This window comes from Ruegeria sp. D7, from assembly GCF_056534355.1.
In genome coordinates this window covers 1-15051 of the sequence record NZ_JBQFPG010000019.1, presented here as the reverse complement: position 1 = coordinate 15051, position 15051 = coordinate 1, and the positions used below count along the sequence as shown (strand labels likewise).

The window sequence follows — 15051 nt, the reverse complement described above, 5'->3', positions numbered from 1 at the left end:
CGATTATCCCGCGGTTGCGGGGTTATTCATCCTTGTCGGTTTTCCATCGGTGGTGAATATCTGCGATGTTTTCGACCAGCCAGTTCTCGAATCCTCTGGTCGCTTTGGTATCAAGCGTCAGCACGGCCTTGGCACCATTGCGGCGCATCTGACCTAATGCCGTACCATCTGCGCATCTCAGCAGCACATCGGTGCGCGGAGCAGGGGGCTTGTGTGGGGTGAGGGCGGTCAGAACTGCCTCGAAACGGTCATCGGATGTGTCGCCCTGTGCAGCATCGATCACGTTTTGCATCTGATCTTGTGGCAGTAGCTCAGCCAGCTTCAGCCAACGATCCCTACCTATCGACGGGGCGGCCCCGATGGCCTGGATCACTGGCTCGGGGATGCGATCGGATACGGACAGCATTCTTGATATCAACGTTTTGTCCACATGAAGCGCGTCGCAAATCACCTTGCGCTCATAACCCATATCCTGCATCTGGCGGGCGAAGTTGACCTTTTCGATAAAACTCAGATCGCGCCGCGCGCTGTTTTCCTGACCCTGAGCCAAAATGACGGCACGGTCGTCCAATACCCTGATTAAGGCTTTGACCGGCAGCCCCAACTCGCGCAGTGCGGCCACCCGACGGCGACCATAAACGACCTGAAACCGTTCCCCATCATTCGGATTGGGCCGCAGCAGCACTGGCACCTGCTGACCGTACTCCCGGATTGACTCGGCCAGCTCAGCCAAACCGGTGGTTTCCTCCAGACGGTCGCGCAGGCCACCGTCATCAATCATCCGCGGGTCGATTTCCTGAACCGAGCGTGATTTCAGGTCCGAGATCGACTGGCTGACTGCCCCGATCGCACCCGAGCCATAGCGCGGTTTGGCCACATCAACCCGTGAAGGTGCGTCACCGGATACGGGGGGAGGGGGGGCTTCCATCAGCCCCTTGAGCAGGTTCTTACGCGCCATCGCCACGCCCCCATGCAGATTGGACCAGGGATACAATCTCGCCGTTCACGGCGTCCAAGCTTTCCATCGCGCGTTCATAGGTTGCGCGAGTGAACTGACTTTTTTCGACCTCATAGAGGGTCTGCTTGGTTATCCCGGCGTCAGAGATTGCGGTGGATTTCAGCACTGGATGGTTTAGTACATGGTCACCAAACATCGAGCGCATGAAGCTGACCATCTGATTTTGAGGGCCGTCGCCGGGCTCATACCTCGTAATCACGTAGCGCATCCAGTCATAAGACATGTTGCCGCCGGCCTCGGCCACCACGCCCAGCAGGTTCGAGGTCATCAACAGGAACTGACACATCGACATCACGTCAAGCATCTGCGGGTGTACCGTGACCAGAACGGCTGTTGCCGCGGACAGGGCGGCCATAGTGAGGAATCCAAGTTGTGGGGGGCAATCGACGACAACGATATCGTACTCCTGTTCTACGGTGGACAGCACGTCGCCGATCCTCGTGAAAAACAGGTTACCGTCCCGTTGCGTGAGCGCACGGGGGGTGTCGTGCTCGAACTCCATCAGGTCCAGATTGCCCGGTACGATGTCGAGATTGGTGAAGTAGGTCTTTTGGATCACGTCGCGCAGCGGTATCGGATCATCATAGCGGATCGCGTCGTACAGCGTGCCTCCGTCAAGCAGGTCAAATTCCGGCTGAAATCCGTGCAGCGCCGACAGGCTGGCCTGCGGATCCAGATCGATCGCCAGCACCTTATAACCATCCAGCGCCATTTTTTGCGCCAGATGGGCGGCGGTAGTGGTCTTGCCAGAGCCACCCTTGAAATTGATGACAGTGATTACCTGCAGATGATCTCCTTCGCGCCGTCCGGGCAGGTAGTTGCCAGGCGCTTTGGCTCCGACTTCAAGCAATTCGCGCAAGGCCTGAATGTCTTCGGGTGAGTAATAGCGCCGCCCCCCAGCACGGGTTTCGGGTGACGGGCCGCGCCCGTCCAGATGCAGCTTGCGCAGGTAAGCGTCCTTAACGCCGAGCAAGTCTGCCGCTTCTCCCGACGTGAACTTGCGCAGGGATCGCCTGGCATCCGGCGGGAACAACTGAGCGCGATGCGCCTGCAGCCGTTCTGACAAACGCTGGGCGTGATCTCCGACCAGCTGGTCAATCCGTTCCCTGTTATAGCTAGATTGCTGGGCCTCCGGTATGGGGACCCCTGCGGTTGCTTGCTCCATCTCTGCCCTCACTCGGCTCTGCGTTGTTACGCTTTAGGCCGTTTTATTCACTTATTTCCGTAATTAATGCCGTGCTTACGGCGATTCTTGCAAGCGCTTTTTCCATATCCTGTAGCAAACAGAGCAGTGGGTACGAGATTGCGCGGTTTAACTTGTTTGCGGGAATGATCGGGTGCTCCCGTGAGGGTATGCCTCAACAATCATCAAATCCACGCCCAGATTTCCCGGTCGGCATCACCAGTTCCTGAGGGACAGGGTGGGCGAGGGGGCTATGCCTCGGCCGTCACGGCCTGGATCTTCGTCTAGGCTGCCGGTCTGTGCCACATCTATCCGCAGGTCTGGATCACATGGGTTTTCACCTGGAACGCAGGTCACAATATCACGCGCCTCGACGAATTTGTGCCGTGGCATTACGTTGCTTAGACAGTCCGGCGGGCAGTATCCGCAAAGCACTAGGTGCTTGATCCCAAAGTTTGATGGTGAGATCCATTTGATGGAATGGAAGGACGCCTAATCCAGCGGTTAAAGTATGCCGACAAAGGCACCGTGGTCGCATTCTGTGCCTGTTCTTTTGAGAAAACACGAGACCCAACCCAATCAGCAGGAACAAAGGGTAGCCTGATTTACGCGGAAGTCTGTCCAAACATTGGGGAGTAGCTCACTAATCTGGGAAGCCAATCCGTGCAACAAGGTCAGCCCAAACATGGCTTGGGAATAAGCGATTGGCCAAATCCGCCTGAGTTTCTGCTCAAATTGGATTTCTCAACGCGAAACAATCGTCAAACTGTGACATTTTTTCATCCATTCTGAAAATAGTGGAATTAAACATGATTTCCGCCCGGGAAGAATTAATCCTTGTTTTTCCGAAAGATTTCACTGCTGGCGAGAATCTCAGACGCCACATCTCACGCGACGGCTCTGGAAATGCGCCAAGAGAAAGGTGTATTTATGACCAAACTGTGGCGTGGTTCATACAACGCATGGTTCTGATCGTGCATATGGTCGGTGTAGTTCGTAATGAGTATATAGGAGTATAACTATGGGCATTCGGTCCTATGGAATATCCGCAATAGCCGCTGCGGTTTTGTTTCAGTTTAGTGTAGCAAGCCCAGCCGAGGCATCTGCCTGTACCGTCTCAACCGCCCGACAAGCTTCGAGTTCACCAGAGATACTGTGTGAATGCGATGCCGTCACATCGGATATGATCAAGTACATCCAAAGACGTGCTGACTTCAGCAACTACCTTACTAGGACCGGTGCAGAGTGCCCCAAGTTGGCTGCACTTCTGTCGGATTTACCAACAGCGTCTATTGGGCTTTCCGAACAACGCTCCGGTGAAGGACCTTCAGATGAGCGGCCGAACGATCCAGAACCTGATGATCAACCTGATCCGAATGACGATCCAGACCCCAAACCAGATCCAAAAGAAAATGAGAATGAAGCTTGTGAGTGTAGTATACCCGATGACTATGCTGACCAACTTAGAGACATATTTGAACAGATCACTGTTGGTGAAATCGATGAAGAAGTATTCAATAAGCTACTTGAACAAATCGAAAAGAAAAAAGGGCTGCAACGCAACAAACGCACTGAGAATTCGACACAGTCGCAGCAGCGGGTTGACAACTACGACAATGAACAAAGGTCTAGCGCAAGAGAGCGCAAAGCCGAACGCTTGAGAGAAGACGATATTGGTCGTTAAAGCGTAACGCGTCCCATAGGTCTTATTGCATAGACAGGCAGTTTGGCTTGTTCGAAAACTAGGTAGTTGGGAAAGGTTCTGTCCCAACTACCTTCGATAGCAGCATCAGCGGAATTGGCGTTATTCGTTACCCCGCCAGTTGGGCAAACTGCTGAAACGGAGAGAGTCCAGGTGTGAATTGACCTTTCCGTATCATGTTGATCAGTTCGATGCTGGCTAGGGCCGATGCAGCTGAAGCGAATGGCTTGAAAGCAAGCATGGGCCCGATCCGACGTTTGATGAAACGATGATCTTGTTCATTGATGTAATTGAGATATTTCCGCCTCACCATCTCTGTCGGAATCGGGAAACCAAAGCTTTTGGGCATCTCGTTGATCGCTTTGATCCTAGCTGAGTTCACCCCGTTTTTGTCGATGACGATCTTACGTGGCAGCATGTTGACTTCGAGCGCGCTGGCAAAAATTTTGTTGCCGCAGCTTTGTTCCGGCACATGCACAGCATGAAACCAAGCGTTCTATCGAACTTGTCGATGGCCTGATAGAGGTAAACCCATTCGCCCTTCACTTTCACATAAGTCTCATCCATGCGCCAAGAACGATCCGCGTCGCGCATTCGACATCGCGCGACTGCAGCCACGAGCCCGATATATTTGCTTACCCAACAGCTCAGCGTCGCATGATCCAGGCGAGCGCCGCGTTCGGCCATGATCTCTTCGAGATCCCAGTGTGAAATACCGTAGCACAAGTAGAAAAAGACCGCGTGTAAGATCACGTCTTTTGGAAAATGTGCGCCTTTGAATGAGATCGTCACAGTCTGCTCCTGTCATATCCGAACGCGCGCCATCAGATACGCAGGCGGAATGACAGTTGGGAATAGAGTTTGCGAAAGAACCACATTTCACCCCAACAGATCGGTCGCGGGGTTCTCTGCAATATCGACATCATCATAGTATTTCTGTGCCTGGGCCATGGAGCGGTGCAGGGTCAATCGCATGGCGGCCTGGATCGGGGCGCCGTCCAGCGCCGCCTGGGTCAGGAACCCAGAACGCAGACCGTGGGGCGAGGCGAAGTCCTCCGGCAACCCTGCCAACCGGAGGCGATGTTTAACAATCTGATAAATAGCTTCCGGCGAAAGCCGACGTTTCAGCACACGATCCGCTTTTGAGACTGGTCTGAACAGTTGCCCTTTCTTAATCTGTCCAACCTCGACCCAGTGCACCAGCGCCTGTGCCGCACGGCCCTTCAGCACCAGCCGCGGCGTTTCACCTTTGGTTGTCGTCTTGGTCTCCAGGAGCGAGATCCAGATCAGACCTTCCTTTTCAAACGCGTTCAGGCTGACATCCTCGCGCATCAACCCGGTGATCTCCGAGCGCCGTCTACCACCAGAAGCCCAGCCCAGCATCAGGATCGCCCGGTCGCGACAATCCCGGCGCGAGCCGCGGCAGGTGGCCAGCAGCTGCTCAAGCACATCGCGGGTGATTGGATGGGCGGATTTCGGGGTCGGGGGCCGGGCGGCGGCACGTCTTGCCTTGGCGCGGGCCTGCTTGATCTGCGGCGCGTCAAACGGGGAGGGGAGGTTCTTCATCCGGTGGAAGGCCAGCCAGGAGGCGATGCGCCGGTCCAGTGTCGATGGTGCCGGGCAGGCGAGGGACTTGCGCAGCCCTTGCGCGATGAGTTTCTCCGCCGTTTGAAGTGCGATGTCTGTGTCCGGGGCATCTCCGAGATCGCGGGCATGATCGAGGATGAAGGCCAGCGCCGTGGCCTCGGATTCCGGCCAGTCCAGCGCCGATCCGCAACGCGTCGCCTTCCAGGCCGTCACATAAATCAGATCCCGTTCATAGGCCCGCAACGTGTTGGGTGGCGTGCCACGCACATAAAGATCCGTCAATGCGTCCTGATCAGCCTGCGAGAGGGCAGGGGAGGCGGCGGGGAGATAGGGCGCAGGGGCTGTCATGGCCGCCATTCTGCCTCCGTTTTCGGGTAAAATCAATTACACCTGATAAGCGCTACTTATCAGGTGTAATAGCAAGTTAGCGGTGTGGCGAAAGTAACGTGCAAAAGGGCGTAGTCTTGCGCGTAACGAGGGTAGGGAGTTTGCCACAAAAGAGGATTAGCGATGCCGCTGAAAGTTGTTCTTTGCTAGATCTGATCGATCATGCTTATCTCCGCCATTCAGGCTGTTTGCTAACCCACAATGGCACACCGAGGCCAACGGGAGCGTTCACACCTTCACAGCCTAAGGGTCAATCCACGCTTGGAGCCTCTCGGTTCCAGCAACTCGCCGAACTTTCCACTTAACCCCGACACTGGTCCTGAGTTGGTTGCTATCGACTTCAATCTTCGTAAAAGAAACTTAAATCGTTTGGGGGCGATAGTAGGTATCGGGCTTGTTCAGAGCATGAAAAAGGATACGATTCCAATCGATTGATCTTGTCGCAGCAAACGTTTTAGCACAGGCGCTGCCTTATTTGGCGAGCGAAATCTGAGCACTGCCGTTGCGATGGATTGGAGCAAAAGATGTTGAAAGCCTGGGCCGCCAAGCGGCGAGAGAAATATCAAGTATTTCAGCCGATAGAGCCTGAACAATCGTTCTATGCAATCGGTGATATCCACGGTCGTTCTGATCTGTTGGAGCGTGCGCTGTTGCAACTGCCAGAGGCCGCCCAGATTGTTTTTGTTGGAGACTATATCGACCGCGGCGAAGATAGCGCAGGCGTTTTGCGCAGACTTATTGGTCGCCCCAACTCTCATTTTCTCATGGGAAACCACGAGGAGATGCTGTTGGCATTTCTAGAAAATCCACGTGCGAATGGGTCTAGATGGCTGCGCTATGGTGGTTTGCAAACACTGGCTAGCTTTGGTGTTTCGAACGTTACGGAAACCTGCGATCCAAACAGGCTGGAAGCTGTACGGGACGCCCTTCGCCAAGCGATGGGGCCAGAGCAAATCTTCTGGTTGCATAATCTGCTTTACCAGCACCGAAACGGCAATGTCATCGTCGTACATGCCGGAGCTGACCCAAAGCAAAAAATCGACCTACAAGACAAACATAACTTTATCTGGGGCCACCATGACTTCGGAAAGGTCATGCGAGAGGATGGTTTGTGGATCGTTCACGGCCATACCATCGTTAGCAACCCAGTTGCGGAAAAAGGTATTATCTCGATCGATACCGGCGCTTACGCGACCGGACAGCTTTGCGTTGCTAATATTTTTCACGGCGGTGTTAGTTTTAATGTTGTCGGCTGAGCAATAAAGATTGTGAAGGTGAGGCGTCGAAGCTGCATAGCTTGGCTGTGGCTACAGATTTAGGTACGCCTTTCGGCACGGGGCGGCTTTCCACGATCAAAAACCGTGCGAGACCCTAGCAGGCCGTGCGTTTGTAAGCTCAGTTTTAAGTTAAGCGATTTACCGACTGCGGGTCCATTGGAGTGTCGATAGCACAATCTATATTATCCCGCAAAGGAAGCATAGGATGTAGACGGCCTGGGCCGGGAGGAACGGCAGGTTACGGGGGCGTCTACACCTTCGGAACCTGATCTATTTGCCTTCCTTATACGAGCCGTTCATACCCTGACAGCGCGATCTCTAAAACGGTTAGATCGACAGTCATGTCGTCTCCTGCGGCAACCCCATCGCAAACAATCCCATCATATGTACCGCCGCAAGATGTTGCTAACCCAACATAGTATCCCAAGTCCCACAGGTCAGCTGGCAAGAACTCAATAATGTGCGGAGCATTTGCAAAAACAGCATTTGTCAAACCGGCCCCGTGAGGCCCTGCAATGATTTCGACGTTGGAGAATAGCTGAACTTGCTCGACTACGCTCAAGTGTTCGGTCTGAACCGTTTCAAATCCGTACCCGCGCAGAACCGATTCAACCTCCGGTTCGTTCAAGATTCGGCGCATTGCTGCATCCTTGCGAGTCAAAAAAACGCGGCGCGGTCCATCGAATGATTTGACAGACACATTGCGTAGAACTTGTGAACGGAAAGCTTCAAGCCCCGAGCGTGTCACCGCACGCCCGTGTCGGCGCATTGATGGGAGCAGGAGGCTTTTCAGCTTAATGCAATTTTGATCTGCAAACACGCGCTTATTCGGCGCAATTTCTAAAAGATCCAGAATGGCAGCCTGATAACTGTTTGGAGTCTTTGGAAATATGATATGAGCTTCCCTGGGAATTTTCCCAGCGGCTTGGAATTCTGCATATCTGACCGCATGGTCTACAATCGTATGATAATAATTTTGCCACCCGATGGAGCCAAATAGATAACCGCAGTTATAATCTGGTTCTTTATTTAGATGCTGTTGCGCAAGCGATCTTCGTTGATTTTTAGTTTTGTCCATGAAGTGTATGTGCTCTCGCGAACGCATCGTTTCTGGGAATACTTCAATTGGAACATGTTCGGGGTTTGCGATTTCGACAACCGTAAAATGCGAGACAAGTACGTCTGATAGCTCCAGCGTATATGGCCGCGGGATGATTTGTGGTTCCAGATGATGACGGAGGGCGCGCGTATTTTGTGGCCAGATTCGCGCTGCTCCATTTGGGTCGTGAATCTGCGCTTCGCCAAAATAGGAAACATCTTTCTCAAGGGTCGATGTGGAGATGCTATGCAGCGGGACAGTGTCAAGCATATGCCAATTACTTGATGTCAGGTCATAGAGATGCTCAAGCGCACTTCGTCGTAAGCTTCGAAATTTATGCTTGAGTATGGATCGCACAGAAATACCTTCAACTCTACAAAAATGGTTAACATTGACAGGTTTTCATAGCAAGTGAGGCGGCTCTGCCTGGTTGCCCAAATTTGCTGTTTTCTTGTTTCTATCGAACTGCCGACAAACACGGCAAGACGCTCGATTTCATTCTTTCACAACTTCGAAACAATCCGGCAACAACAGAGTTTTCTGCCTGAGCTCAGGACTTTGGAAACGGTGCCTTCCCAGCCAAGCGGTTTTACACGGCATGATTGATCCTCCAAAGAGACGTAGCTGAGTCCATTCGTGTCCGACCTACTTTTGTCGCGGCCTTCGGTTGAGATTCTCCGTGTACATGCTTCGGTTTATGGTCAGCGTGACGGCTGCCAAGATGATGCTGGTTCCATGTAACTCCGATGTGCCCATCTCATAAGCGTGCTTAATTGAGGTCAGCGACGGTCCGGAACACCACTGCCCGGCAGTGATTTGCACAGCAATCCATGAGAGGGGCATTATGGCCGAGGAGGAACGAAGACTATGAAAGCATCCAAGCTTACGGACACGCAGCAGGCGTTACCGAGTTCCAGAACGTTTGTGAGTGTGTATTTTGAGCTGCAGCAAGAGCTTCAATGCTTGGCATGTCAATCTTTTGCGTCTCGGTTTTCCGGTCCGATTGCCTTTCAACTTTATCAGCAGGTTGCCGGGGTTAAAAGCGCAGATACCTCATGCGAGTCGCAACATCCAACATCGTGAGTGCAGCCTAAACGTGCGCCATCAAGTCACTGGGCAAGCCATTATAATACTCACTGTTTATGGTTTGATGGCCGTTTATACTTGATGTTTTGGATCACGGAAGCAATGCATCATGCCGAGATAAGGCGCGATACAACTTCTACTCCTGAAAGTGTGAGCCCTATTTACTAGAAAGTTCACAAAAGCTTTGGCGTTGCCGGAACAGGTATGGCATGGTCTCGGAAGGTGGCAACACCGCATTGTGGAACGAGAATTTGTAACTATGGAATTGGTACCTCTTGCAATCCCGGAGGTGATCCTGATCACGCCGAGGCGATTTGGTGATCATCGCGGGTTTTTCGAAGAAACCTACAACGTGAACAGTTTTACCGATGCGGGCATCGATACGGTCTTCGTTCAGGATAACCACTCGCTTTCCGGTGCTGTTGGCACAATACGTGGCCTGCATTTCCAAGCGCCTCCAAGAGCGCAGGCCAAGCTGGTTCGCTGTGGGCGCGGACGCTTTTTTGACGTCGCCGTAGACATCCGCAAAGGTTCTCCCACCTTCGGCGATTGGGTCGGCGCAGAACTCAGTTTTGAAAACGGTCGAATGTTGCTGGTGCCCGCCGGGTTTGCTCATGGCTTCATGACATTAGAGCCGGAGACCGAGATCATCTATAAATGCTCCGACACCTACGCTCCGGAAACAGAAGGCGCCATTCGGTGGGATGATCCCGATATTGGAATTAATTGGCCGCTGGACCTAGCCGAACCGCAATTGTCAGATAAAGATAAAGCAGCTCCATTTTTGCGAAATATAGATACTCCGTTTGTGATTGAGGATGGTGAATGAAAATTATGGTCACGGGCGGTGCCGGTTTTATTGGCTCTGCTGTCATCCGCCGCGCAATTGCTGAAGGCCATGCGGTCGTCAATATCGATGCTTTGACCTATGCGGCCTGTCTGGAGAATATCGCCTCCGTTGCGGATGTGCCTGAATACGCATTCGAGCAGGCTGACATCCGGGATGCGGGGGCGATGGCGGCGATCTTGAACAGGCACCAGCCGGATGTAATCATGCATCTGGCCGCCGAAAGCCATGTCGACCGCTCGATCGATGGTCCTGCGGCCTTTATCGACACCAACATCACCGGCACCTATGTCCTGTTGGAAGCCGCGCGCGCCTATTGGATCGGTGCCGGCAAGCCCGAGAGCTTCCGCTTTCATCATATCTCAACCGATGAAGTGTTCGGATCTTTGGGCAAGACCGGGTTTTTCACCGAAGACAGCCCCTATCAGCCCAATTCGCCTTATTCGGCCTCGAAGGCCGGGTCCGACCACCTTGTCCGGGCCTGGCGCGAAACCTATGGCCTGCCGGTGGTTCTGACCAATTGCTCGAACAATTACGGCCCCTATCAGTTTCCGGAAAAACTCATCCCGGTGGTGATCCTGAACGCGCTGGCTGGCAAACCCATCCCGATCTATGGGGCAGGGGACAACATCCGCGACTGGCTGCATGTCGAAGACCATGCCGAGGCACTGCTGTTGGTGCTGGAAAAAGGTGAGCTGGGCCGCAGCTACAATATTGGCGGTGAGAACGAGATGACCAATCTCGATTTGGTCAAAATGCTCTGCGCGATACTCGATCGGTTGAAGCCGGGCAAAACGCCCTACGCCGATCTGATCACCTTTGTCACTGACCGCCCCGGTCATGATCGTCGCTATGCCATCGACCCAGCCCGTATTCGGAACGAGTTGAACTGGCGCCCCTCTTACACACCTGAAACCGGGTTGGAACAGACGGTTCAGTGGTATCTGGACAATGGCGCATGGCTGGCTGCTCTGCAGAACCGCAGCGGCGTGGGAGAGCGGCTCGGGGTGGCCGAATGAAGGCACTGGTCTTCGGCCATAGCGGGCAGGTCGCTACGGAACTGCGCCGACGCGCGCCGACGCACGGCATCTCGGTCGAGGCGCTGGACCGCTCTCAAGCAGATCTATCTGATCCGCAGAGCTGTGTTGACGCTATCCGAAGCACGGATGCGGACGTGATCATCAACGCCGCAGCTTACACGGCGGTCGACAGGGCCGAGGATGAGCCCCAGCTAGCCCGGGTGATCAACGGGGATACACCAGGGGCTATGGCGCGCGCGGCAGCAGAGCGTGATTTGCCCTTCCTACACATCTCAACCGACTATGTGTTTGACGGGGCGGGGGATATGCCCCGCACCACGCAGGACCCGACAGACCCTTTGGGTTCTTACGGCCAGACCAAGCTGGCGGGAGAGCATCAGATTTCCCAGGCGGGGGGATGGTATGCAATCCTAAGGACAAGTTGGGTGTTTTCGGCCCACGGGCACAACTTTGTCAAAACCATCCTGAGGCTGGCCGAGGCCCGTGACACGCTGACCATCGTGGCGGATCAGATCGGGGGGCCGACATCGGCAGCTGATATTGCCGACACGCTGCTGACTATGGCCAAGACTGGAGGGCAGGTCGAAGGCGGGCTGTTTCACTATTCCGGTGCGCCCGATGTCAGTTGGGCCGGTTTCGCGCGCGAAATTGTCTCGCAGGCAGGTCTGATAACTCAGATCACTGACATTTCGACAGCAGATTACCCTACCCCGGCCCCCAGACCGCTGAATTCGCGGTTGGAGTGTTCGCGGCTCAATGACATTTACGGGCTCGGACGGCATGACTGGATAGCTGGCCTAGCCCAGGTGCTGACCGAGCTGAAGGTCAGCACCTGGGCTAGGCCAGCTTTGGAAGGATAGATCATGCAGCGCAAAGGTATAATTTTGGCTGGTGGTTCGGGAACCCGACTGTATCCGATCACCATGGCAGTCTCAAAGCAGCTACTGCCGATCTATGACAAGCCAATGATCTTCTATCCTCTGAGCGTGCTCATGCTGTCGCAGATCCGCGAGATCGCGATCATCACGACGCCACAGGATCAGGAACAATTCCAACGTCTGTTGGGCGATGGCAGCCAATATGGTCTGTCGCTTACCTGGATCACTCAGCCTTCGCCTGACGGTCTGGCGCAGGCTTATACTTTGGCAGAGGATTTTCTTGCAGGTGCCCCGTCCGCGATGATCCTGGGTGACAATATCTTCTTCGGCCACGGTCTGCCGGATTTGCTGCGCGAAGCAGATTTACAAGAGCGTGGTGGATCTGTGTTCGCCTATCGCGTTGCCGACCCCGAACGCTACGGCGTGGTTGATTTCGAAGGTCAGAAAGTACGCGGCATCATCGAGAAGCCGAAAGTACCGCCCTCAAACTACGCGGTGACTGGGCTCTATTTTCTTGACGGCGACGCCCCTGCCCGTGCCCGTCAGGTCCAACCGTCCGAGCGGGGCGAGCTTGAGATCACCACATTGCTTGAGATGTACCTCAAAGAAGGGCTTTTGAATGTTCAAACAATGGGTCGCGGGTTTGCCTGGCTGGATACCGGCACTCATGGTTCCCTGCTGGATGCCGGGAACTTCGTCCGCACCCTAACGGATCGACAGGGCATGCAGACCGGAAGCCTCGACGAGATAGCGTGGCAAAACGACTGGATTGACGATGCTGCGCTTGTCGAACGTGCGCAGCTGTTTGCCAAGTCCACATATGGCGCGTATCTGAAACAGCTTCTGAGGTGATTTCCAGAGCGGGCTGGTGAATTGATCGTTGATCTGAAGGCCACACTCGGCGCGCGTCAACCTGACACCGAGCGGACCTGCAGAGAAAACGATGATGAACAAACTGGCCACTAAGGTTAACAAACCCAATACCTCTCTACGAATTGGAGGAAGCTTGGTACTCGGGTCATAGGCGAGAAGCATACCCGTACCATTGGAGCGTATATCTGAATGTTGTTCAGGCGCCGTCAGGCCAACCGGGCGTCGGCCTGGAATTAGCCACGTGATCCATCATACTTGTGCTTGTCGTTCTGGTGGGTACGGAGCGACCTGCCAGCTTGAGTATTGGCAGCAAAGACCTTCTGGACGTCAGGCTTTCACGGCACTAACGTTGTAAAAGTATAGAATTTCAATAATTCAAAGTGACAGATTTGGCGGATGGCGAAAAAGACTGAGCTAGACAGACCAATTTTCATAACTGGTGTGCAGCGGTCAGGAACAACACTGCTCCGCACCGTAATTTGTGCTCACCCGGAAATCTGGATCAGCTATGAGTGTGCCTTTTACCGGCTTCTTGGAGAGAAGTACTGGGACGGCATTCCACAGAACAGGCTGGACGAGTTCGTATCCGAGATTTTCGAAATTAAGCGATTTGATTATTGGCGTATTCCTCGCGAGAGCGTGCGGAAAATTTTGGCTGACTGCAAGGAGGACCCAGTCCCGTTCTTATGGGTTATCGGTCGTCTCGCACAAGAGAACCTAGCGCTGCACAAACCGCAGGCGCGACGCTTCGGATTCAAGAACCCACATGGAATATACCATCTCGACTACATCTGGAGGCTCTTCCCTGAGGCCCGTGTGATTAATATTATTCGAGACCCAAGAGGCATTCTCTCATCGGAAAAAACTCGCCAGACCGAACCAGGAGAGGAAATGTCAGCCTCCGCAATCTGGACTGTACGGACCCGCTTCAAGCGAATGCACGAGGCGCACTCTGCGCACGTTGGCGACCCGCGTTATCTGGCACTTAACTATAGCGACCTGGTCCAAAATTTTGAGGGTACGGTGCGAAAAACTCTCGATTTCCTCGAAGTGCCCTTCGACGCGGAAATCTTTGACTATGACACCAATGCCCGCGAGACAAATCTTGTACCTGATGGAGATATGCATCTTCATGCCCTGACATTGCGAAAGCCCGATCCAAGCCGACTTCATGCCTACCGCGATACACTGACCTCTCGTGAACAGGCGGCTCTTGAAGCACTTCTTGTGAAGCGCATGGATCATCTTCTGGGTGCCAGGCCGGAATACTCCTCGCTTCAGCGAGCGGTGGCGGTTTCCGGATTTACACAAAGGTTGCTGCTCGAAAAGGCTTGGCCTATCTGGAACCGCTACAAGCGACGAACGTCGGCATCGCGCACCTGATTGTGAAGAATGAGCGGATACAATTCTATTGCATGTGTGGAATACGGGTTTGTAGTTATAGCAAACAATCTCTCCTTTGACAGATGGCCCCAAGCCTCATGTTTAGATGTTTACTAACCGAAATGCTCAATCAGATAGTGTATTGAGCCCGACATCTCGTCGACACCCCAAGGCCGGCTGAACCTGAAGGTCTCAATTTCGCTCGCGATATCTGCTGCGTTTTGCATGGTTGCCGGCAAGTCTCCGAAGAGGCGCGCGAGGTCGGGTCGATAAATCGTGTTCATGACTTGGGCAAATGCTTCGGAGGGCCCCAATAGATCCAATTTTGGTTCATCTGCAACATCCAGGATCACAAGCTTATGCAAGTGACGTGGTTCCGCGACGAAAAACTCTGGCGAAAAAACGTGGAATTTTTCAGCGCGGGTTGTATCTCGTGTAAGGGTATCAGGCTGCAATCCGGCGCGTTCGACTGTATCCTTCCACAGCTTTTGACGGAAAATACCACAATGGAGCAGCGTCTTGCTTTCAGTCGGGTCGATGACCGCAACATCGTCAGATAACAAGCGCCAACCGGTTTCCTTAAGGATTTCGTAGGCAGTTGTCGACTTTCCTGCGCCACTTTGGCCGGTAAAGGCCAAAATACCATTTGGGGTCTCAACGGCGCTCACATGTAGCGGAGGAAGCTTTCGTT

Annotated in this window: 13 protein-coding genes and 1 pseudogene; 7 read left to right on the top strand and 7 right to left on the bottom strand. The window is 53.7% G+C overall.

The window, feature by feature from the left end; translation table 11 throughout:
- Positions 1-22 precede the first annotated feature (22 nt).
- The 3 genes from repB to ACRZ9U_RS19540 all read right to left on the bottom strand — a co-directional run bounded on the left by repB (position 23) and on the right by ACRZ9U_RS19540 (position 2594).
- Complete coding sequence (gene repB, locus ACRZ9U_RS19550; RefSeq protein WP_170408832.1) at positions 23-958, bottom strand: plasmid partitioning protein RepB; 936 nt, start codon at positions 956-958, stop codon at positions 23-25.
- Complete coding sequence (gene repA, locus ACRZ9U_RS19545) at positions 948-2183, bottom strand: plasmid partitioning protein RepA (RefSeq protein WP_170408831.1); 1236 nt, start codon at positions 2181-2183, stop codon at positions 948-950. The genes repB and repA overlap by 11 nt, the downstream gene beginning before the upstream one ends.
- Positions 2184-2417: 234 nt before the next feature.
- A complete protein-coding gene (locus tag ACRZ9U_RS19540; protein ID WP_170746943.1) occupies positions 2418-2594 on the bottom strand; it encodes a hypothetical protein in 177 nt (58 codons plus the stop codon).
- Between the two features lie 862 nt (positions 2595-3456).
- On the opposite strand from ACRZ9U_RS19540, the gene ACRZ9U_RS19535 reads away from it, so the two are divergent.
- A complete protein-coding gene (locus tag ACRZ9U_RS19535; RefSeq protein ID WP_170408830.1) occupies positions 3457-3885 on the top strand; it encodes a hypothetical protein in 429 nt (142 codons plus the stop codon).
- Positions 3886-4012: 127 nt separating this feature from the next.
- Here ACRZ9U_RS19535 and ACRZ9U_RS19530 read toward each other — a convergent pair.
- Both ACRZ9U_RS19530 and ACRZ9U_RS19525 read right to left on the bottom strand, forming a co-directional pair.
- A pseudogene (locus ACRZ9U_RS19530) lies at positions 4013-4695 on the bottom strand (IS6 family transposase).
- An 87-nt stretch (positions 4696-4782) separates the two neighbouring features.
- Positions 4783-5847, bottom strand: coding sequence for a tyrosine-type recombinase/integrase (locus tag ACRZ9U_RS19525; RefSeq protein WP_480902746.1), 1065 nt, complete (start codon positions 5845-5847; stop codon positions 4783-4785).
- 554 nt (positions 5848-6401) lie between these two features.
- Here ACRZ9U_RS19525 and ACRZ9U_RS19520 point away from each other — a divergent pair.
- Complete coding sequence (locus ACRZ9U_RS19520; protein ID WP_170408829.1) at positions 6402-7133, top strand: metallophosphoesterase; 732 nt, start codon at positions 6402-6404, stop codon at positions 7131-7133.
- Positions 7134-7437: 304 nt separating this feature from the next.
- Here ACRZ9U_RS19520 and ACRZ9U_RS19515 read toward each other — a convergent pair whose 3' ends face one another.
- Positions 7438-8523: a glycosyltransferase family 61 protein gene (locus tag ACRZ9U_RS19515; RefSeq protein ID WP_170408828.1), complete on the bottom strand. Its 1086-nt coding sequence runs from the start codon at positions 8521-8523 to the stop codon at positions 7438-7440.
- A 1075-nt stretch (positions 8524-9598) separates the two neighbouring features.
- Between ACRZ9U_RS19515 and rfbC the strand changes: the two genes are divergently transcribed.
- From rfbC to ACRZ9U_RS19490, 5 genes are all read left to right on the top strand, one after another.
- Positions 9599-10168, top strand: coding sequence for a dTDP-4-dehydrorhamnose 3,5-epimerase (gene rfbC, locus ACRZ9U_RS19510; RefSeq protein ID WP_170408872.1), 570 nt, complete (start codon positions 9599-9601; stop codon positions 10166-10168).
- A complete protein-coding gene (gene rfbB / locus ACRZ9U_RS19505; RefSeq protein ID WP_170408827.1) occupies positions 10165-11205 on the top strand; it encodes a dTDP-glucose 4,6-dehydratase in 1041 nt (346 codons plus the stop codon). Before rfbC ends, rfbB begins: the two co-directional genes overlap by 4 nt.
- Positions 11202-12086, top strand: coding sequence for a dTDP-4-dehydrorhamnose reductase (gene rfbD / locus ACRZ9U_RS19500; protein WP_480902742.1), 885 nt, complete (start codon positions 11202-11204; stop codon positions 12084-12086). The genes rfbB and rfbD overlap by 4 nt, the downstream gene beginning before the upstream one ends.
- Before the next feature lie 3 nt (positions 12087-12089).
- A complete protein-coding gene (rfbA, locus tag ACRZ9U_RS19495) occupies positions 12090-12956 on the top strand; it encodes a glucose-1-phosphate thymidylyltransferase RfbA (RefSeq protein WP_170408871.1) in 867 nt (288 codons plus the stop codon).
- A gap of 417 nt (positions 12957-13373) precedes the next feature.
- Positions 13374-14360 (top strand): sulfotransferase family protein, encoded by a 987-nt coding sequence (locus ACRZ9U_RS19490; RefSeq protein WP_170408870.1) that lies wholly within the window; start codon positions 13374-13376, stop codon positions 14358-14360.
- 113 nt (positions 14361-14473) lie between these two features.
- Here the strand turns inward: ACRZ9U_RS19490 and ACRZ9U_RS19485 are convergent.
- Positions 14474-15051 (bottom strand): ATP-binding protein (locus ACRZ9U_RS19485; RefSeq protein ID WP_480902738.1); only part of this gene is annotated, 578 nt, incomplete at its 5' end.